The following is a 20,146-nucleotide window of genomic DNA, read 5'->3' on the forward strand; positions in this document are numbered from 1 at the left end:
CCCGGCCGCGTCTCCCGGCGACCGGTCATGGCTGGATCGGTATTCGTCCCGACTTCGCGCCACCGAGCTGATCATCGTCACAATCAGCGTGGCCTGCGCGACCGTCGCACGATATGGCGGCCCGGCGGCAGAATACGGGGCACCCCGACTGTTGAATCCGGTGGGAGATATTAACCTTCCATTCATCGTGCTTCCATTGGCTCTCATTGCACTATGGAGTACTGTCCTCAAGGTTTCGGGTACCTCCAGCCGACGGGTGATCGGCGCCGGACACGCGGAATACACCCGCATTCTCAAATCGAGTGTGATCGCGTTCGGCATCATCGCCATGCTCGACCTCGTCTTCAAGTTCGACGTCGCGCGTGGTTTCATCGCCATCGCCCTCCCCTTCGGCACTCTGGCACTGCTCATCGCACATTGGGTGTGGCGCAAAGCAATCGCGCGGCGATGGGAAAAGGGCGTCGACCAGCACCAGGTGTTGGTCGTCGGATCGAGTCGCTCCGCCGCGCCACTCATCGAACACCTCTCGGCTCATCCCCGGCTCGGTTACCAGGTGGTGGGGCTATGCGTTCCCGAGGATTCGTCGAAAGCGCACGCGTCGTCACTCGAAGTGGGCGAGCGCAAAGTCCCGATCATCGGAACCTTCGACGACGCCCGTGAGGCCGTGGCACTGTGCGGCGCAACCACAGTGGCAGTCACGTCCGCCGAGGTTCTGGGTCACTCCGCCATGCGGGAGCTCTCCTGGAGCATGGAGGGGATGAACGTCGATATCCTGGTCTCCCCGGGCGTCACCGACGTCGCCGGACCTCGGATGTCGGTCCGTCCGGTGGCCAACCTTCCGCTTCTGCACATCGAGAAGCCTCAGTATCACGGCGCCAACCGCCTGCTGAAGGCGACGGTCGACAGGGTCGGTGCCGCACTTCTGCTCTTGGCCTTCACTCCCGCGCTGATCGTGGTGTCGATCGCAATCAAGCTCAACTCTCGCGGGCCTGTCTTCTACCGGGCAGAACGCATAGGACTCAACAACATTCCGTTCCACATGTGGAAGTTCCGGTCGATGGTGGTGGATGCCGACAGGCTGCGTAGCCAACTCGCCGACCAGAACGAAGGGAACGGGGTGCTGTTCAAGATCCGGGACGATCCGCGGGTCACCCGGGTGGGAGCGTTCCTACGCCGGTACAGCATCGACGAGATCCCGCAGCTCTTCAACGTCTTGTTCGGTTCCATGAGCCTCGTCGGGCCGCGCCCTCCCCTGCGTGAAGAGGTCGACACCTACGACGACCCGACGTCGCGCCGCATGCTCGTCCGTCCGGGCATGACCGGACTGTGGCAGGTGTCCGGCAGGTCGGATCTGTCCTGGGAGCAGTCCGTGCGCCTCGACCTCTCCTACGTCGAGAACTGGTCGATCACACACGATCTGATGATCATGTGGAGGACGGCTCGCGCTGTGATCTCCAGCGACGGCGCGTACTGAAACCCAGCCGACAGGCCGGTTTTCAGCGAGACTCTCCCATCGACGACAGCTCGGCATACGCCGCATACATTCGGTCACCCAGTTCCCGCTGACCGGCGCGGCTGTAGTGGATGATCTCGGTCGGCAACTTGGCCATACCGGTGGGTCCCGGCACAAAAGCGCAGCTATCGACTGTCCGTGGCAGGGTCCTGTGCACGTCGTCGATGCCCGCATACTCGGCGCGTCGACTCTCGATCTCCTCGGGAACCATCTGGCCGAGGACGAATGGAGCATCGCCGAAGCGAGACCGGAGACCGGTGACAACGGACTCGAGTCGCGCTCGATAGGCATCGGGCGCCAGCAGCGGGACGTCGGACTCGCCCTGGTGCCAGAGAAACGCAGCTACCCGAGCGGATGGCCCCGCCGCCGCCAGTGCGCCTTCTATCTGCGTCACCGCGAACGTGAACAGGTTGACCCGCGCCGACGTATCAGCAGGGTCCCAGCTGTAGCCGTTCTTGGGATAGAACGACGTGTCACCACGCCCGCACGGAACGAGCAGCACCGGCCGACCGGTGTCGGCCGCCAAGCGTTCGCCGAATGACCGGCCGAAACCGACGCCGCCCGCGGGTATCTCATGCAGTAGCGGGTCTGTGGCAAGCAGAATTTGTCCCTTACGTCTTCCGCACCCGGGCCACTGGTGTACGGGTAGCGTTCCCGGCGACATGTCATCCGGCTGGACTTCGTTGTCGCCCACCGCATTCGACTGACCGAGAATCGGGACCACCAGATACGGGGAGTCGACCTGTGGTGCAGGCTCGCCGGTCGCCAGCAGCCGCAGCACCTTGTCCTTGGCTCGGCGCACCGCCTGTTCTCGTCGACCGGAATCGCCGTGACGCGCCAACTGATCGGGTGAACCCGGCGTCAGATCGAATGCGGGTGTGGCTGTGTTCGGTTCCTGCACGGTCTCATCCGATCAACAGTTGTTGGGGGCCGGCTTTCCGGCGAATCGGTCGAGCAGCCAAGGGATCACAGCATCGCCGTTGATGTCTCCGTGCCCCTTGCCCGGCTGCCGATCGATGGTGATCGTATCTCCCAACTCACACGCGCGCCGGATGGCGGCGTCGGTCCACGCGACGTCGATGAATGTGTCGGCCGTCCCGTAGGTGATCTGCAGCGGTGCCGCGGAACGGTTCTTCGGCAGCGCGTATGCAGCAAGTACATCCCGCAACTGTTGTGCCGCAGCCGGATTCTGCGGACCGATATCGTGCGGTCCGAGGTTCTTGGCGATCTCGTCTCGCCGTTTGGCGAGCGACCTGTCGCACGCCGACAACGTGTTCCAGCCCTCGACAGCTGCACCCTTGCGGAAGTCGTCGCGATGGAAGTTCGGGTCCATGCGCGCTCGGGATTCGACGATCCATTGCAGCACAAGCTGTTGGTCGCGAGTAAGGGTCCCGGCGAGCGCCTTGTCGACGAGCCCGGTGAGGTCTGCCGCAGGTACAAGCGCCGACGCTCCGAGCAGGTCGAGTTCCGGCGCATACGATGGCGCTGCATCTGCCGCCCCCCACACCGCACCGCCACCCTGTGATCCGCCGTATGCCGCCCACCGCTTCGACGATTCCGGGAACACCGTGCGCAATGCACGCACCGAGTCGATCACATTGTGGCCCTCGGTGACGTTGTCGAGGTACGGGTGCACTCCCGGCGCTCCGAGCCCCTGGTAATCAGGCACTGCCACAGCGTATTTCGCACTTGTCAGGCCAAGCGCAAGCGCCGCAGCACCATCCATACCCGAGCTGCTCGACGGCGCGCACGGCTGATTGATTCCGCTCGTCCCGTGGCCGAACGCGATGATCGGCCAGCCCCCGGCCGGGGCGGCGCCGTCTGGTTTGAACACGGTCCCGGATACCCGCTGGATCACCCCGGAGGCGTCACGCGAGGCGTAGAGAACGTGCACGGCATGGACTTTGGCGAGTTTCAGCCTGAGCGGAATATCGAAGACCTCGCGCGCCGAGATCACCGCGCCGGGAGCGTCGACGGTCTGGTGGATTCCCAGATCGTTGCTCCCACGATGAAGGAGCGGCCGCGCGATTGCCACCACTATGAGCAGCCCGAACACGGCCATGAGCACCACCACCGCGATGAGAAGGTTGCGCACCCATTTCCTCACGAAAACCTCACCACCGCTTTACCTCCGGGCCTGTACACAATGGAACCGTTCTCGCACTGCACGATCGTCTCGCCGTCGATGACCTGCTGTTCGGCAATCGGATACCCCACGTCGGGTGACCAAGCCTTCAGCATCTCGCCCGACAGCGAGTGGACTCCGGTTCGGGGTTTGTAGAACACCCTTGTGCCGCCGGGCGAATCGATGTCCTGTGTTGTCCCGGTGAACGCGCCCGACGGCGGGTAACCCAGGAGCGCAACGTAGTCGACCAGGACGGCAGGCACCGCGTAGCAGCCCGCTGACCCACAGATCACCCGTCCCGAGGCGTACCGCTGCACCGTTTGGGCAATTCCTCTGCGCGAAGTCGTCTGATACACGGGTGTTCTCGCCTCGCCGAGCATGCTTGCGGCTTCCGCTGCGGCGGAGCGCACCCGGTCGAGCGTCGGATTGCTGATCGTGTCCTGCACGACAAGCGATTTCACCTTGACGAAAGCGAGTTTGGGCGTGAAGTCCGAGCGCACGACTCCGTATGATGTCTCCGCAGCAACCGTGGTGTAGCCGAAGTCCGTCGTCGAACCGTTGTCGACGTCCGAAACCCCACGATCCACCAGTTCGTGAATGAAGACCGGACCGCCGTAGGGCAGTTGCGCCCAGTCTGCTGCCAACTCCGTGATCAGGCCTGCCTGGCGCGATTCACTGCCACCCGGGCCCCCCGAGGGGTAGCCGACCTCGGTGGCCCATATCTTTTGACCACCGTCGCCGCGTTCGACCATCTCGGCACGAATGTCAGCGAGCATCGACACGAGCGAGTCCCTGTTGTCCGCGTTGGCCGTCAGCCCGTTGGGGTAGCTGTAGGGATGCACCGACAACGCGTCGAAGTGTCCTCCGGCGCCCGCCCGATACATGCGATCGATGAACACTCGCGCATTCATGCTGACCTCGGTGTCTGGCGCCAATCCCACGGCACCCCCGATCACCAATGCCGCCGAATCCTCCGTCTTGATGGCGGTATGGGCAGCCCGCAGCATCGAGGTGTAGAACTCTGGGTCCGGTCCGGGACGGAAGTAGGGCGTTCCGTTCGGCTCGTTCCAGATCTCGTACGCCTTGATTCGTCCCTTGTAGCGCGACGCCACGGTTCCCGCGAAATCGCCGTACTCGGCCGCGGTGTTGGGGCGATACGTCACCAGGTCGCTGTGCCCCGATGCCCATGCGGGCGTGTAGTCGATGATGCCCAACACGTCGATACCGCTCGACCTCAGAGCATTCACCACGCGATCCAACGGAGCCCAATTGAATACTCCCTCAGCGGGTTCCAGCAGCGGCCAGGACAAATCCAAACGCACCATACGAGCGCCGGAGTCGACAACCGTCGCGACGTACCGCCGTAGTTCGTCGTCGGATGCCCACAGCAACCGTCCGCCTCCGGAGAACGCCATTTCGGGCGTTGTCGGCGGCGGCGCCTGCACGTGCACCTTCTCCGAACCGCTCGTCTGATTCGACGTCCGCACCGCTCCACACGACACCGAGCTCACGACAGCGACCACCGCTGCGAGTGCGACGAGAAGGTGACGCGGGAGCGATACCCGGCTCACCGGATCTGAGATTTGACCGCCCAGAACGCCGGCTTCTTGGAGTTGTTGATACGCGTGACACCGAAGTTGTCTTCGACGTTCGACGGGTTGGAACCCGGATCCTGGATGCAGTGCAGGAACATCGGACCGATGTAGGGCCTCGACGCCCCTTCGCGCAGCGCACTTGTGAGGATCGCGCCTTGCGCTGCGTCGCTCACCGCACCGTTACCGGTACCTGTCGGTGCGCCGAATTCGGTGATCCAGATCTTCTTTCCACCGTCGCCATTGGCGCGCATGATGTCGTACATCTGGGCAGTCTGCGCCCACCGCGCATTCGGGTCCCGGTCAGCGGTGAAGGGGAACGTGTACGGGTGATCGGCAACAGCGTCCATGAAGCCTCGAGCGCCCGCCGCATACATCTGCCTGAGGAACTCGACGGGTGGAGTCGTATATGCACCGAGGTTCAACGCCGTCGTACTCGCGAGTCCACCGCTGAGCACAGTCGAGGAAGGATCGATCGCCTTGATCCTCGGGTAGGCCGCGCGCAGTAGCGATGCGTAGCGCGCGGGATCGACGGGCGTGAACATGTTGACGAGGTTGGGTTCGTTCCAGATCTCGTACGCATCGACCCTGTTGCCGAGATGACGCGCCGCAGCCGCAGCGAAGTTGCCGAACGCGGCTGCGTTGGGCGGAGTGCCGGGTAGCCCGTTACCGCCGGCCCACGTCGGCGCGCCGAGCAGAATGATGTCGACCCGGAATCCGCGCGCCTTGGCGCCATTCACCAGTCGGTCGGTGTTGGACCAATCGAACTTGCCGGGCGACGGCTCGATATCGGGCCAGTACGCGACCATCCTCGACCACGTAGCTCCCAACTCCGATGCCGAGTCGTATGTCGCAGCCAACTGCGCGTTCGACCTCTTGAGCGAATACCCGCCCTCGCTGAAACCGAACTCGGCTCGCGGGAAGGCGTGTGCTTGGCCGGACGTGGCGGTCGTGAGGGCACCAACGACTGCGACCAGGAGCGCTATCACCATCATCGGCCGTGCCCAGCGAGGGGCCACACGGGAGACACCCCCCTTCTTCGACGCCGAAGGGCCTTCGTGATCTCGTCGTTCGATCGCCTTCATTGCGATATCCAGTCCTTGTTCGTGAATGTCAGGGGTTCGTGAATGTGAGAGGTTCGTGACTGATGGTGATTCCATGGTCTCATCTGCCTGCGGGCACGGGGCTACGAGCAATTAAACCGAGCACGGACTCCTGCGGCACGCCCGCGTCCCACCGCGAGGCATTCCTTTCATACAGTTCCGACCCGTTCTTCGTCGAATAGTCGGTTTCCAGGAGAAACCGTCGACACTCGGCGATGAATTCGTCGTCAGAATCACACGGGTCGAGGCCCAGCACCGGCCCGAGTGATCCGATCGCGGCCGACGTCCCCACAACGGGGAGGCCCTTGGCTGCGGCCTCGAGGATCTTGACCCGCACACCGCCACCGGTCGAGACCGGCGCTATCAGCGCGCGGCACGTACCCAAGAACTCCTGTAGATCGTCGACGAAACCCAGGTCCCGAACCCCGTCGGGATACTCCGGATCGGCAGCGCCCGGCTTCTTCGCCCCGATAATGCACAGTTCGGCGTCGCTGATGCCCTCAGAGATCCTCGGCCACAGTCGCAGGGCTGTGAGGAATGCTTCCTGGTTGGGAGGCCAGTCTCTCGTTCCCATGAACACCAATCGCCTCGCGGTGCTCGTCAGATCCAATCGGGGCGCAGGAGGCAATGTCAGGTCGATCCAGCGCGCCAGTGGAACTCCCTGGCTCCGATAGAACTCGGCCTCTTCGCGATCGTAGGTTCCGACGGCGTCCGCAGCCCTCGCCACACGGACCTCGTCCCGCAGTATTCGTGGCGCCTCCACCCGCCCAACCCAGCCGCGGGTCGCCTTCCAGACCTCCGACTCGGTGTTCACCGTGTTGACCACGAACGGGGTGTTGCCCGCATGCCGAGAGCGGAGAAACGACTCGGCCATATAGCTGTGCTCAGCGATGAAGACATCCGATTCGCGCGAGTTGATCTCGGAGACAAGCGCTTCGACGTCGTAACGCACATGGCAGAGGCTCTGCATACGCCGCGCGCTACGAGCCAGCAGCGAGCGAGCACTGACGGGCGGCTTGGGCACGCGCGTCACGCTGCGGTCCTCAGCCGGGCCCGTCTCCCCGGATAAACACACTGCCTCGACGTCGTAGTGCTCGGACGCGATCCCGAGCAAGATGCGCGACAGTGCGATGTCGCCACCATGCTCGGTCGTCGGATCCTTGGAGAGCAGAAAAGTTACCCGCTCCATAGCACCCCCCTCTCGTTTTCAAGCTCTTCACGACGATGTCGACCGCCACGTTCCGGCGCTGGTATCTCAGGGGTGTCGCCTGATTCCAGCAGCTCTGGGGTATCGCCCGATTCCAGTGGGCCAGAACGAGAGGCTCGGCTGAGTACCACGAGCAACAGTGCGTCGGCGACGACCGACGCGATCGCGCCCGAGACAGCACCCAGCCCTGCCATCGCCAACACGGCCACCAGTCCGAGTTTGACCGGCGCGACAGCGCCTGCCGAGATGGTGCGCACCGCGTCGCGCCGTTGGAGATACAGCAGCGTCGTGTAGACGAAGTTGAACACTCGCAGGAACACGAACGCCGACATCACGATCATCGACACGGCCAGCTGGGTGGCCACCGGCGTGAACAGGAGCACCACGCCCACAGTCAGAAGTACGAGTGACGCCCCTGTTGCCACGACCAACACGTGCTTCTTGGGCGGCCCGGCGGATGCGTGTCCTCCTGCGGCTCGCAGCTTCTCGTGGTAGGTCACGCCGAACGATTGACCGACCTGTGCGACCGCCCACGCGAATGTGCTCGCCACCGAGTAGTAGCCGGCCACATCGCTGTTCGTGAGGAATCCCAGCAGCAGGATGTCGCCCTGGATGTACACCGCATTGGCAAGGTGTTCGGTGAACAGCACCGCGATGATGCGCGGAGTGCCGGGAGCCTTCGGCGCGACGCCCCAGACCATCCGAATCGAGGCGCAGGCGATCACCAGATACGGTGCGGCATAGAGCAAACTGGCACCGACGAGGCTTGGGTGCGGAGCCAGCATGAGGTAGCCGGTACCGAGCGCGATACTGGTCGTTTGCCGGATCGTATCCATCCGCATGACGCGGTGCGGGTCGCCGTCGCGGAAGGCACGGCTCTTGTAGGCGTTGAAGACGATCTCGCCGCCGCCGACGAGCAACGCGAACCATGCGAGGTAATTGACCGGAATGAGCGCAACTCCGGCGGCCATTGCCGTCAGACCGACCAGAACCCGGCCCGATCGTTCCGAAAGGAAGCGGGACTCACTCTCGCGAATGGCGCGGACACTGAACGGGTTGTCGACGGGGGCTGCTGCGATAGCGGCGAGGGCGAACGCCATGGCGTACTGCCCGTATCCGCCGATGCCGAGCTTGGCGATCAGGATCAACGTCCACAGCAGTCCGATCCCACGCCCGCCGTACGTCCACATGGCCGCGACGAGTGCCTTCGTGAGATGCGAATGCGACTGTGCCAGAGTGCGAGCCGCCGCGAACCGGCTCACCGCGACCACGTTTCCACGAGCGCTTCCGCGATCTGCTTGGGCGTGCGTTCCTTGCACAGGCGCACGAGCTCATCGTGGAGGGTTCCGATTCGGGCCGGGTCGTCGAGCAACTGTGTGGCCTGCTGAGCCATGAGACCGGCGAGGTCGTCCGCTTCACCGGGGACGACGATGGCTCCCCCCTCGGCGCCGAGCTCACCGAGCGCGCCGTGATCGGTCGAAATATAGGGGGTTTGATGGGAAATACTCTGTGCCGCAACAGCTGACGCCGGGTATGCGATTCCGTACGGGCTGCGTCGCCCATACGGCATCAGCAGCGCCTGGATGGAGCCGAAGAAGTCTGCGAGCTCGTCCTCATCGAGCGTGCCGAGGACGGTGACGCCCGGTGACGACGGAATCGACTCCGTTCCACGACCCGCGATGCGGACCTCGATGTCGTCGGGCAGCACCTCGCGGATTCGGGAAATATGTTCAAAACCCTTGCCTCGGTACACAATCCCGAAGAGTCCCACCGCACGCGGACGCAACGAGGGCTCGGGGAGTTCGACGCTCGTGGTGGTCGGATGGTAGGTCCGTGCCACGGTTGCCCCGGGGAAGCGACCGCGAATCGACTCAGCGCCGATCTCACTGAGCGCAAAGTACTCACGTCGAGCGCCGAGGTACTTCTCGATCTGATGTGACACCGGGCGCGCACCGAAATGCAGGCCGTGGTTGAGTACCCGGCGATCCGCAAGGAACTTCGTCCGAAACGGCCACCACACCAGATTGGGCGGATCATGTACAACGGCCGTCGAGCGAACGCCCAGACGCGCAGTTGGCCACAGGGATTCGACGGAACCGCCGGACAGCTCGCTGTGCACGATCACGTCGCGACCACCCGCACCGGCGATCGCCTCGACGATCTGTGCACGACGCGCGCGCAGTTGTGCGACAGTGTCCGATCCCGGCTTACCGTGGCGGATCTCGACGACGTCGGGGACCAGGTCACGGATCGCAGGCAACAAGAGATCAGCAAAAGCGCCGACGCCACCCGCGGCCGTCTCCGGCGCAACATAGATCACCCGTAGTCCTGCGTTCACAGCAGCGGCATCCTCTCCGGTCCGACCGTCAGTACAGCAGCGGCCGATAAAACGGCCGGTACTGCAACGCATCGGGATCGCGCATAGAGCGAACCTTCGCAGGCACACCGGCAACCATCTCGAGGTCGTTCACCGACTTCGTCACCAGCGCGCAGGCACCAACCACCGCGCCTCGGCCGATGTCGACGTTCGCGAGCACGGTCGACCGACTTGCCAGCCACACGTAGTCGCCGATCCGCACCGGATTGAGAATCGGCGCAAAGGTGGGGCTGTTGGGATCGTGGTGCCCGGCGATGATCTGCGTGTCCGACGCGATGACCACGTTGTCGCCGATCAGAATGCCCGATCTAGCGTCGAACAGGCATCGGAATCCGATGGAGCAGTAGTCGCCGATCCGCACTTGGTCGATGTCGAAGAAGAGGCAACCACGGAGAATCGACGTCCCCTTCCCGATCTTCGCACCGAAGGCTCGCAGAAAGCCCTGTCGCACAGTGTGCGAAGGGATGTGCGTGATCAACGAGTTGTAGAGCAGGATGCCGATCCTGTTGCGCGCCTTGCCCAACTTGCTGATGTCGTTGAAGTCGTAGCGCGGCGTGAAGTCGTCTCGCTGCGGCAGCGTGATCGTCGGGCCGTTCTGCTCAGAACCCGTTGATTCATCCTGCCGGGCGCTTTCCACCGTCATGCCATCTCTTTCTGCGCGTAGTGATTGACCATGGACTCTACGATTTGTTCGAAGGTCCGCGTCGGTGCCCAATTCAACTCGGTACGCAACCGCGTCGAGTCGCCGACCAGCACGGCGGCGTCGTTGGGTCGCCCGAGGTTGTCTGCCACCTCGACTCGCTCTGCCCAATCCTCGATACCGACGGAAGCGAAGGCGGCGGCAACGAAGTCGGCGACCGAATGCAGCGTTCCGGTAGCGACCACGTAGTCCTCGCCGCGTCCGGTCAATGCAACCCGACGCATCGCGTCGACATAGTCGGGCGCCCACCCCCAGTCACGCCGAGCGCTCAGGTTGCCCAGTGAGAGCGTCTCGGGGCTTCCGGCACCGATCCGTGCGACTGTCTCCGCGATCCGGCCGGTCACAAAGGTGTTGGGGCGCTTGGGCGATTCGTGGTTGAACAAGATCACATTCGACGCGGCGAGCCCCTTGGCCCGATAGGCAACACAGAGTGTGTGACCAAGCGCCTTGGATGCGCCGTACGGTGTGATCGGTGCGATCGGGGCCGTCTCGTCGATCGGAACGCGGGCAGATCCCGCGAACACCTCTGCGCTCGAAGCGTTTACGAAAGTGACGGGTTTACCCGACACCTCCTGAAACCGAAGTGCCTCAGCGACCGCAACAGCCGTGCCCATGGAGTTGGTGCGAGTCGTGCCAACCGGGTCTTCCCACGACCGCGCAACCGAAGACACGCCGGCCAGGTGAAAGACGTGATCGGGCCGCACGGCGTCGAACAGCATTCGCATTCTGTCGCCATCGACCACATCGGCGACGTGGACGCCCACCCTGTTCGCGATCAGTTGTTCAACGGTCTCGTCCCCGATGCTCGGCTCGCGGTGAACCGTACCGTGCACTTCGAATCCCTCGGCCTTGAGCAACTGGCTCAGATACCAGCCGTCCTGGCCCTCGACACCCGTGATGAGCGCAATCGGCGCTGACGTACTCATGCGTACTGCACCAGCTTGTCGACGTGGTGGCGCATCTGCGAACTGAACATCTCTTCACTGAACTGGGACGTGTGGTTCGCGATCACGCGTGGATCCCATTCGATCTCTTCCAACGCGGACACCGCCTGAGCAATCGAGCGCGGATCGGGATTGTCGAAGTAGACGCCGGTCACACCTTCGACGACGGTGTCCAAGAAGCCACCCCAACGCAGCACAGCGCAGGGCTTCCCGTAAATCGCGCCCTCGAGAGGCGTGAGTCCATAGTCTTCGAGGCTCGCCGCAACCACTGCTCGGCAGTGTCGATACAGCCACGACATCTGCGCGTCCGAAAGGTCTTGGAGAAAAGTCACATTCGGGAGGTTTTTTGCCACAAGCGCATCGCGTTCAGGCCCACGACCGACTACGACGAGCTTGCGTCCACTGCCGGCGAAGGCATCGAGCACCTTGTCCACATTCTTGTAGGCCAACAATCGAGACACGCACAGGTAGTACGAGTCCTCTTCTCGTACAAGCGGCTCGATCTCACGGACCGTTTCCATTTCGGAATCCGGCAGTGCGGTGAGTGTGACCGGCGCAGGCAATACAGCCGCGTCGAGTCCGTACACGTCGTTGATCCTGCCGGCGACGGCGCGTGAGATGGCGAGGTACTGATCACACTGCGCTGCTGCTCTGCGGTCCCAGCGACGTAGTGACGACGCCATGAGTGCCAGCGTCACCCGCTTTGCCAGTCCGGCCCCGTCACCGAGATACGCATCGGTCTGGTAGAGCCATCGGGCAGGCGAATAGCAGTACACGATCTTGCGCCCGGTTGTCTGAAATCCGTGTGCCCAGCCGCTGGAACTCGCGATCACGACATCTGCGTCGATCTTTACCGACCGTGCCGCAGGCGGCAACGCGAGGAGTGCCGCTCGATGGTTGCGACGCAACGGGCCAACGTGGTTGAGGAAGCTCGGCCGGATATCCATGGAGGAAAACTCCGGATACGTGCCATCCGCGTCGAAGAGGGTGGTGTAGATGGGCGCGTCAGGGAACGCTTTTGCCAGAGCCAAGACAACCTTCTCGGCGCCACCCCTTTGCGTGAGGTAGTCGTGGGCTATTGCGAGGCGCATGATTTCTTAGAAACCGCCATTCGTGGACGTTGACTTCAAGACCGGAATACACAGTGTTCAGAACGGTTTCATCGTTGAAACCGCCGACCATCTCCCGATACACACCGCGCAAGCGTAACCCAGTCGTGGAAACTATTCGCTCCAGCAAGCGGCTCCGCCATAAAATCCCGCCGCCCAAAATGCTTGACACGCGCAGCCGAACGAATCGGACATTATGGCCATCTACACGTGTCTATCACACCATTCGGCACGAGAATGGAGTTCGTTACCGCCATGTGCGCACCGTCACTATTTAGCACTGACATCGGCAAATGGAGTCCGCACGCGACGCGTCGAACCAGCTCACCGCATGTTTCCATTGGGTGAACGGGAGGAAACTTCTTGGGTGCGACGCGCCGAGCGTTGCGCGCCCGATCGACGTCGCGAGCTACAAGCCAAACACAAAGCCCAGGCGCCGATACCGCAAGTTTTCTGTGAGGTTGAGTTCACGAATTCGCCATCCCAGGCCCACCTGAGCATACGAAACGTGCCTTAGGCATTAAGTCCATATCGTCGCTATAGTCGCGAATGTTTCAGGTTTCCTGATACGGTTTTGCCATCTCCTGTGACTACTGCCACTGCGCTTGCCGAGGTGGCGAAAATCGGTTGTAATTCAAGCGCGCACACTATGCAGACTCTCCTGTTGCTCCTGCTTAGTCCAAACCTTCAGACGCCGGATCGCTACGGCTGCTGGCAAGCATTGAGGTGAACACACGTTGAAAACCGCACTGATCACGGGCGTGACCGGCCAGGACGGGCTCTATCTCTCTGAGTTGCTGCACGAGAAGGGCTACGAGGTCTACGGACTGATCCGTGGGCAGAACAACCCCAAGCTGCCGGCACTGCGACGCAGCCACCCATACGTGAAGATCCTCAGCGGCAACCTTCTCGACCTGGCGAGCCTCATCAGGGCACTGGCAAAGGCCCAGCCCGACGAGGTGTACAACCTCGGCGCGGTGTCGTTTGTCGCGTACTCCTGGGACAACGCCGAATTGACCAGTGCGGTAACGGGTCTCGGTGTTCTCAATATGCTCGAGGCCGTGCGCTTCTACTCCGACGACTCCGGCAAGGACGTGCGCTTCTACCAAGCGTCGAGCTCGGAGATGTTCGGCAAGGTGCAGGACGTACCCCAGCGTGAGTCGACGCTGCTCTGGCCGCGCTCGCCCTACGGCGTCGCCAAGGTCTACGGGCATTACATGACGATCAACTATCGCGAGTCGTACGGCATGCACGCGAGCTCGGGCATTCTGTTCAACCATGAATCACCGCGACGCGGGCCCGAGTTTGTGACCAGGAAGGTCTCACAGGCTGTGGCGCGCATCAGCTTGGGCCTCCAGGACAAGCTCGTGCTGGGCAACTTGGACGCGAAGCGCGACTGGGGCTTTGCCGGAGACTACGTCGACGCCATGTGGCGGATGCTCCAGCAGGACGAGGCCGACGACTACGTCATCTCGACCGGAGAGACACACACGATCCGCGAGTTGCTCGACGTCGCTTTCGAGACCGTCGGCATCACTGACTGGGAGCGCTACGTCGAGACCGACCCCCAGTTCTTCCGCCCCGCGGAGGTCGACCTTCTCATCGGCGACTCCACGAAGGCACACGAGAAGCTCGGCTGGAAACCTCGCGTCGACTTCAAGTCGCTGGTCCGGATGATGGTGGAGTCAGACGTCGCCATCGAGGCGCCCAGCCCCGCCGTCGCCATCTGACACGTCGCCGGCTGACACTTCGGTCGCCATACGGCTCCGCCCAGTGCAGAAACCCGGGGAAGAAGATCTTCCCCGGGTTTTGTGGGTTTCCATGGGTAGTTTCGCGGAGAAACGTCGACAACTCGGGGAAAGAACCCTTCCCCTACTTTCTGCACGGGCGCGAGCCCACCCCAACCCAACCCAACGACGCGGCGGAAGCGTCGACGAACAGGCAGTCACGGCCAAGCGTCGGCCGCCGTGAGCGCCGTAGCCGCGAACCTCGACCTTGCCGACCCCGATCTCGCATCGCGCAGAGCGGCTGTCGAGCCGAACACGATGTCGACGTTCCGATTACAGGACCGGCCCACAAGCCGTGAGCGTATAGTGCGCAGCCAACCTGAAACCCCTCTGTGAATCCGCCGGTAGAATCCTCACAGCATTTTTCAGTAACCCCCAATTAACTCGACCGAATCGGTTTTCGTATCTACTCTGTAGCTTAGGGGGGCAACTGACAGGAATCTGCCCGATGCCCGCATCACGTCTCTGCACCAGGTCTTTAACACTCTGTGCCGCAGCACTTCTCGGCACAGGTTTGGTCGCCACAGAGTTTCCCACCATCGCTCCGGCGGCAAAATCTTCCGTTTCCCAGATTCGCACCGTCACATTGCCTTACACTATGGCAGCGGTTATCGATGAATCGTCAACTACCATAGGCATCGCCGACTCATCGCTGTACTCGATGAGCAGCGCCGACCTGAACGCGACCCTTGACAAAATCCAATCGCTGGGCGTGACAAGCGTGCGTGTACTCGTCCCGTGGGCCAGCGTCGAGAATCGTCAGGGCGTGTACGACTGGACCCAGCTCGATCAACTTGTCAACGCCGCACAATCCCGAGGGATCAGCTTGGTGGCGACGGTGGCCGCAACACCGTGGTGGGCAGGCAACATCATCAGCGGTCACACCGATCCGGCGGTGTACGCAGGCTTCACCACTGCCATCGCAACGCGCTACAAGGGCAAGATTTCGGGTTACGAGGTGTGGAACGAACCCAATTCGACACTCTTCTACAACCCCATCGATCCCGCTGCTTACACGGCAATGCTCAAGGCCGCCTACACCGCCATCAAGGCGGCGGACCCCAACGCCGTCGTGATCGCCGGCGTCGTCGGGGCGGCCGTTACAAGTGGCATCACGCTGAACCCGGTCGACTTCATCTCTCAGATGTACGCGGCAGGAGCAGCGGGATACTTCAACGCCCTCTCGTACCACCCGTATCAATACGACGCGTCGTACTCGAGCAACGACCACCCCGACGCGCCATCGCTGCAGATCGCGGCGATCCGCGCGCTCATGGCGCAGTATGGCGACTCCGCGAAGAAGATCTGGATCACCGAATACGGCCAGCCGACGACCGGCGCGTACACCGAAGCACGACAAGCTGAGTTCATCCGGGACTTCATCGAGACCTGGCAGAAGCAGGCCGGCGCCGGACCTATCTATATCTACGAAACGCGCGACACCAACACCGGAAGCAGCAGCACCGAGGAGAACTTCGGGCTCTTTCATACCGACTGGACCGCGAAACCCGCGGCCCAGGTCCTGGCCGAGCTCATCGCGAAGTACGCATCCGGATCCAATTCGGGCACACCGTCGACCGGCGGCGGAAACACGGGCGGTGGGAACACAGGCGGTGGAACCACGGGCGGTGGAACCACGGACCCCGGGGCAGCGCTCAATGATGCTTTCCAGCAGATGATGGCCGCATTGGCTGCCCAGTTCCAGCAGATGCTGAACGACTTGGCAGCAGCACTGGGCAACGCGTACGGCGCCAATGCCGCCACGACCACAACTGTCACAAAGCTTGCCGCACAGGCAAGTAGCGCGTCGGCCACGACGACCGCGACAACGGCGGCGGCGACAACGACCTCGACGGCCACCGCAACACCCACACCGACAGCGACAACCACGCCGTCGGCAGCAACTCAATCGACGACACAACCCAAGGCGTCGTCGAGCGCGACCGCCACGCCAACGGCTACCGCGACCGCAACACCCACGGCAACCGCAACGCCCTCGGCCACACCCAAGGCAACCGCGACACCGACAGCCACAGCAACGCCCACGGCAACAGCGACCGCAACACCCACGGCAACCGCAACGCCCTCGGCCACACCCAAGACAACCGCGACGCCAACTGCCACAGCAACGCCCACGGAAACAGCGACCGCTACTAAAAGCTCGTCGGGCGCATCAACGAAAACCAACTGACCGCTGAATGCGGACGAAGGCTGGCTCAGCTCGCGAAGATCTCCGCGAGCTGGGCCATGTCTTCGACCCGCTCCTTATGCGTCGGCGCCACCGGAGCCGCGAGGATGCACGTGACACCCGCCGCGCGGAACGCCGCGACCCGCTCTGCCAGCAGCGAACGCGGACCGATCAGGCTCATCGCCTCGACCAGATCTGCGGGAACCGCCGCTGCAGCCTCGACCTTCTTGCCGTCGAGGTAGAGGTCCTGGATCTCCTTGGCCGCGTCGGCGTAGCCGTAACGCACGGCGAGCTGGTTGTAGAAGTTCTTTCCGCGCGCGCCCATGCCGCCGATGTACAGCGCCGCCTGATGCCGCACCATCTGCGAGGCGTTCTCGATCTGCTCCGCGTCCTCGGTCACTCGCGCGGTCGCCTGCACCACGATGCCCAGCTCGGGCAGCGACGGATCGCGCTTTGCCTTGCCCGCCGCCAGCGGTTCACCGAACGCGACGTCGACGTGCTCGGGGTGGAACAGGAACGGCTGGAACTCCTCGAACATCTCGGCCGCGACTTCAGTGTTCTTGGGGCCGATAGCAGCGAGCAGCATCGGAATTCGTTCACGCACAGGGTGATTGATGATCTTCAGTGGCTTGCCAAGCCCGGTTCCGCCGTCCTCTTTGGTGAACGGCAGGGTGTAGTGCTTGCCCCGGTACTCCGTCTTCTCCCGGCGCCAGATCAGTCGACAGATGTCGGCGTTCTCTCGCGCGCGCCCCACCGGGTAGTCGTACTTCACGCCGTGGAAACCCTCGATCACCTGCGGCCCCGACGCCCCGATGCCCAGCACGAAGCGACCACCACTGATGAAGTCGAGGCCCGCTGCGGTCATCGCCAAGTTCGACGGCGTGCGCGAGTACATCGGCAGGATCGCCGACTGCAGCTCCATCTTCTCGGTGCGCGCCGCGATGTACCCCAGCTGGCTCACGGCGTCGAAGCTATATGCCTCAGGCACCGCGATCCGAGCGACACCGGCGGCCTCGAAGTCGACGAGGTTGTCGATGGTCTCGCGAAAATCGCCGGCGTAGTTGATGGGCATACCGAGCTTGATGGCAGAAGCGGTCATGGTTTCGGATTCTTCCACAGCGCTTCGACGCCGCACTAGGCCCGCCCGAGCGCTCGTTCAACCGTCGCCGCTCCGCTGGTCGAGCGCCCTGCCCGCTGGTCGAGCGGTCCCCGCTGGTCGAGCGCGGCTTCCGCTGGTCGAGCTTGTCGAGACCACCCGCCCGCGGTCGAGACCACCTGCCCCGCGGTCGAGCGGCCCCCGCTGGTCGAGCTTGTCGAGACCACCCCGCCCGCGGTCGAGCGCCCTCCGCTTGTCGAGACCCCCACACACAAAAATCGGACATTAGCTGCGCAAATGGTGTCTGCCCACGGTCGGTTCGGTGAACACTAGGTGAACACAGTGTGCGGGTAGGCAAACCCGCAGGTCACAAACTTACGGCAGTCGAACGTAATTTATGCGAAACCTTAAGGCGGGTCGCATGATATTGCCCATGAGCGGAGAGATGCTTGTCCTCGTGTTGCTGGTCATCACAGCACTTGGCTTCGACTTCACCAACGGATTTCACGACACCGGAAACGCCATGGCGACGTCCATCGCCACCGGCGCCCTCAAGCCCAAGGTTGCGGTCACAATCGCGGCCATCCTCAACCTTGTCGGCGCGTTCCTCTCGGTCGAGGTCGCGGCGACAATCACCAAGAACATCCTTCACCTACAAGACAAGTCCGGAAATCTGATCCCCGGCATCGACGTCAACCAAGCGCTGCTGATCATCTTCGCCGGCCTCGTCGGCGGTATCCTCTGGAACCTCTTCACTTGGCTCTTCGGCCTACCGTCGAGCTCGAGCCACGCATTGTTCGGCGGACTCATCGGGTCGGGCATCGCGGCGCTCGGCATGAGCGGAATCGACTGGCACGGCGTGCTGTCGAAGGTGATCATCCCCGCGCTCGCATCGCCGTTCATCGCTTGCGCGGTTGCCGCGGTCGGCACCTGGCTGATCTTCAAGATCACCGCATCGGTCCTCGTCTCCAAGCAGGAGAAGGGCTTCCGCAGCGGCCAGATCGTCACCGCCTCCCTGGTGTCGCTCGCCCACGGCACCGGCGACGCACAGAAGACGATGGGTGTCATCGCACTTGCCCTGATCAGCACCGGTCACCTGAGCGCGTCGTCGGTGACACACGGCCTGCCGATCTGGGTCGTCGTCAGCTGCGCCGGAGCCATCGCACTGGGTACCTACCTCGGTGGCTGGCGCATCATCCGCACGCTGGGCAAGGGCCTTGTCGAAATCAGCTCGCCGCAGGGCATGGCTGCTGAAGCCAGCTCCGCCGCAATCATTCTCACCAGTTCGGCAGCAGGCATGGCGCTGTCGACGACTCAGGTCGCCACCGGCTCGATCCTCGGTTCCGGCGTCGGCAAGAAGGGCGCACAGGTTCGCTGGGCCGTCGCCGGGCGCATGGTGATCGCATGGGTCACCACCCTTCCGGCAGCCGGACTCATCGGTGCGATCTGCTACGGCCTCGGCCACCTGCTCGGCGACGTCCTCGGCGCGGTCGTCATCTTCCTCGTCCTCCTCGCGGCGTCGGGCTACATGTACTGGCGCGCACAGCAGAACAAGGTCGATTCCAACAACGTGAACGACGATTGGGACGAAGAGACCAACTCGATCATCCCGCCGGCCGGCCAGGACGGACCGCGTCAGCTCCCCGATCCGACAGCAATGACGTAGGCAACCAGAGACGACGACGGACGACAAAAGGAAAAGCTGAATCTCATGGACATCCTCGAATCGATCTTCAAGGTCTTCGCGATCGGTCTGGTTCTCGGCGCAGGTCTGCCCGCTCTGTTCGCTGTCGGCATGGTGTGCGAGTCGCGCGGTGAAGGCGGACTCAACGCCGACGGCACCACCTCGGCACCCAATCCGGCACTACGTGCACTCGGCTACGTCTTGTTCGCGATCGTCGCGGCCGTGATCGTGATCGGCCTGCTGTGGATTTGCCGCCAGACGCTCAACTACTACTTCGATATCAAGATCTTCCCCTCGTGGGCATATAAGAAGTAGGCCCCCGCGCCACTCGACACTTCGATTTCGAACCGAAAGGCATCATGGCCAACACCTCGCTGTTCGAGTCCGCCGTCAATTGGATTCGCAAGGGCTACCCCGAAGGCATCCCAGCCACCGATTTCCCGCCGTTGCTCGCACTGCTGACCAAGGTGCTCGACGAAGATCAGATCATGCGCATCTGCATGGAGCTCGCCGCCGAGCAGGGAATCGGAACTCCGCTCACCGAAGAGCAGATCTCCAACGCAATCGCCAAGGTCTCCGACCAACCGCCAACCGAATACGAGGTCAACCAGGTGGCGTCTCGACTTGCCGCTGTTGGCTGGCCGTTGGCAGCGGAGTCAAAGGATCAGGTTCACGATCTGAACTGACCCAACTGAGATCACGGTGAGCTGAGGTTGCTCAG

At 63.0% G+C, this 20,146-nt stretch carries 17 protein-coding genes; 6 read left to right on the forward strand and 11 right to left on the reverse strand.

The window, feature by feature from the left end; all coding sequences use genetic code 11:
• Positions 1-187 precede the first annotated feature (187 nt).
• The gene (locus ACRVY7_RS07490) at positions 188-1,474 is read left to right on the forward strand and encodes a sugar transferase (protein WP_231895438.1); all 1,287 of its coding nucleotides are present in this window, start codon (positions 188-190) and stop codon (positions 1,472-1,474) included.
• Between the two features lie 22 nt (positions 1,475-1,496).
• Here the strand turns inward: ACRVY7_RS07490 and ACRVY7_RS07495 are convergent, their stop codons facing one another.
• The 10 genes from ACRVY7_RS07495 to ACRVY7_RS07540 all read right to left on the reverse strand — a co-directional run bounded on the left by ACRVY7_RS07495 (position 1,497) and on the right by ACRVY7_RS07540 (position 12,652).
• Positions 1,497-2,414, reverse strand: a complete 918-nt coding sequence (locus tag ACRVY7_RS07495) for a sialate O-acetylesterase (RefSeq protein WP_431816595.1) — start codon at positions 2,412-2,414, stop codon at positions 1,497-1,499.
• Between the two features lie 12 nt (positions 2,415-2,426).
• Positions 2,427-3,620: a lipase family protein gene (locus tag ACRVY7_RS07500; RefSeq protein ID WP_049700850.1), complete on the reverse strand. Its 1,194-nt coding sequence runs from the start codon at positions 3,618-3,620 to the stop codon at positions 2,427-2,429.
• On the reverse strand, positions 3,617-5,209 hold the full coding sequence (locus ACRVY7_RS07505) for a cellulase family glycosylhydrolase (RefSeq protein WP_431816596.1): 1,593 nt from the start codon (positions 5,207-5,209) through the stop codon (positions 3,617-3,619). Before ACRVY7_RS07505 ends, ACRVY7_RS07500 begins: the two co-directional genes overlap by 4 nt.
• On the reverse strand, positions 5,206-6,315 hold the full coding sequence (locus ACRVY7_RS07510; protein WP_331436203.1) for a cellulase family glycosylhydrolase: 1,110 nt from the start codon (positions 6,313-6,315) through the stop codon (positions 5,206-5,208). The genes ACRVY7_RS07505 and ACRVY7_RS07510 overlap by 4 nt, the downstream gene beginning before the upstream one ends.
• 79 nt (positions 6,316-6,394) lie before the next feature.
• Positions 6,395-7,522: a glycosyltransferase gene (locus ACRVY7_RS07515; protein WP_431816597.1), complete on the reverse strand. Its 1,128-nt coding sequence runs from the start codon at positions 7,520-7,522 to the stop codon at positions 6,395-6,397.
• Entirely contained in the window at positions 7,510-8,802 is a 1,293-nt protein-coding gene (locus ACRVY7_RS07520; protein ID WP_431816598.1) for a lipopolysaccharide biosynthesis protein, read from the reverse strand. The genes ACRVY7_RS07515 and ACRVY7_RS07520 overlap by 13 nt, the downstream gene beginning before the upstream one ends.
• Complete coding sequence (locus ACRVY7_RS07525; protein WP_431816599.1) at positions 8,799-9,878, reverse strand: glycosyltransferase; 1,080 nt, start codon at positions 9,876-9,878, stop codon at positions 8,799-8,801. Before ACRVY7_RS07525 ends, ACRVY7_RS07520 begins: the two co-directional genes overlap by 4 nt.
• A 28-nt stretch (positions 9,879-9,906) precedes the next feature.
• Positions 9,907-10,560: an acyltransferase gene (locus tag ACRVY7_RS07530; protein WP_331436207.1), complete on the reverse strand. Its 654-nt coding sequence runs from the start codon at positions 10,558-10,560 to the stop codon at positions 9,907-9,909.
• On the reverse strand, positions 10,557-11,543 hold the full coding sequence (locus tag ACRVY7_RS07535; RefSeq protein ID WP_431816600.1) for a GDP-mannose 4,6-dehydratase: 987 nt from the start codon (positions 11,541-11,543) through the stop codon (positions 10,557-10,559). The genes ACRVY7_RS07530 and ACRVY7_RS07535 overlap by 4 nt, the downstream gene beginning before the upstream one ends.
• The gene (locus tag ACRVY7_RS07540) at positions 11,540-12,652 is read right to left on the reverse strand and encodes a glycosyltransferase (protein ID WP_431816601.1); all 1,113 of its coding nucleotides are present in this window, start codon (positions 12,650-12,652) and stop codon (positions 11,540-11,542) included. The genes ACRVY7_RS07535 and ACRVY7_RS07540 overlap by 4 nt, the downstream gene beginning before the upstream one ends.
• A 755-nt stretch (positions 12,653-13,407) precedes the next feature.
• On the opposite strand from ACRVY7_RS07540, the gene ACRVY7_RS07545 reads away from it, so the two are divergent.
• On the forward strand, positions 13,408-14,400 hold the full coding sequence (locus ACRVY7_RS07545; RefSeq protein ID WP_064865251.1) for a GDP-mannose 4,6-dehydratase: 993 nt from the start codon (positions 13,408-13,410) through the stop codon (positions 14,398-14,400).
• A 505-nt stretch (positions 14,401-14,905) separates the two neighbouring features.
• Positions 14,906-16,648 (forward strand): endo-1,4-beta-xylanase, encoded by a 1,743-nt coding sequence (locus ACRVY7_RS07550; protein WP_431816602.1) that lies wholly within the window; start codon positions 14,906-14,908, stop codon positions 16,646-16,648.
• A gap of 25 nt (positions 16,649-16,673) precedes the next feature.
• On the opposite strand, the gene ACRVY7_RS07555 is transcribed toward ACRVY7_RS07550, so the two are convergent.
• Positions 16,674-17,744, reverse strand: coding sequence for an LLM class F420-dependent oxidoreductase (locus ACRVY7_RS07555; protein ID WP_431816603.1), 1,071 nt, complete (start codon positions 17,742-17,744; stop codon positions 16,674-16,676).
• Between the two features lie 430 nt (positions 17,745-18,174).
• On the opposite strand from ACRVY7_RS07555, the gene ACRVY7_RS07560 reads away from it, so the two are divergent.
• From ACRVY7_RS07560 to ACRVY7_RS07570, 3 genes are read left to right on the forward strand one after another with little or no spacing between them, the layout of a single operon-like run.
• Entirely contained in the window at positions 18,175-19,407 is a 1,233-nt protein-coding gene (locus ACRVY7_RS07560) for an inorganic phosphate transporter (protein ID WP_431816604.1), read from the forward strand.
• 45 nt (positions 19,408-19,452) lie between these two features.
• Positions 19,453-19,740 (forward strand): hypothetical protein, encoded by a 288-nt coding sequence (locus ACRVY7_RS07565; protein ID WP_049700840.1) that lies wholly within the window; start codon positions 19,453-19,455, stop codon positions 19,738-19,740.
• 44 nt (positions 19,741-19,784) lie between these two features.
• A complete protein-coding gene (locus ACRVY7_RS07570) occupies positions 19,785-20,111 on the forward strand; it encodes a DUF3349 domain-containing protein (RefSeq protein ID WP_064867113.1) in 327 nt (108 codons plus the stop codon).
• The last annotated feature ends 35 nt before the right edge of the window (positions 20,112-20,146 follow it).

It is taken from the genome of Gordonia jacobaea (genome assembly GCF_965344965.1).
In the GTDB taxonomy this organism is placed as follows: Bacteria; Actinomycetota; Actinomycetes; order Mycobacteriales; family Mycobacteriaceae; genus Gordonia; species Gordonia jacobaea.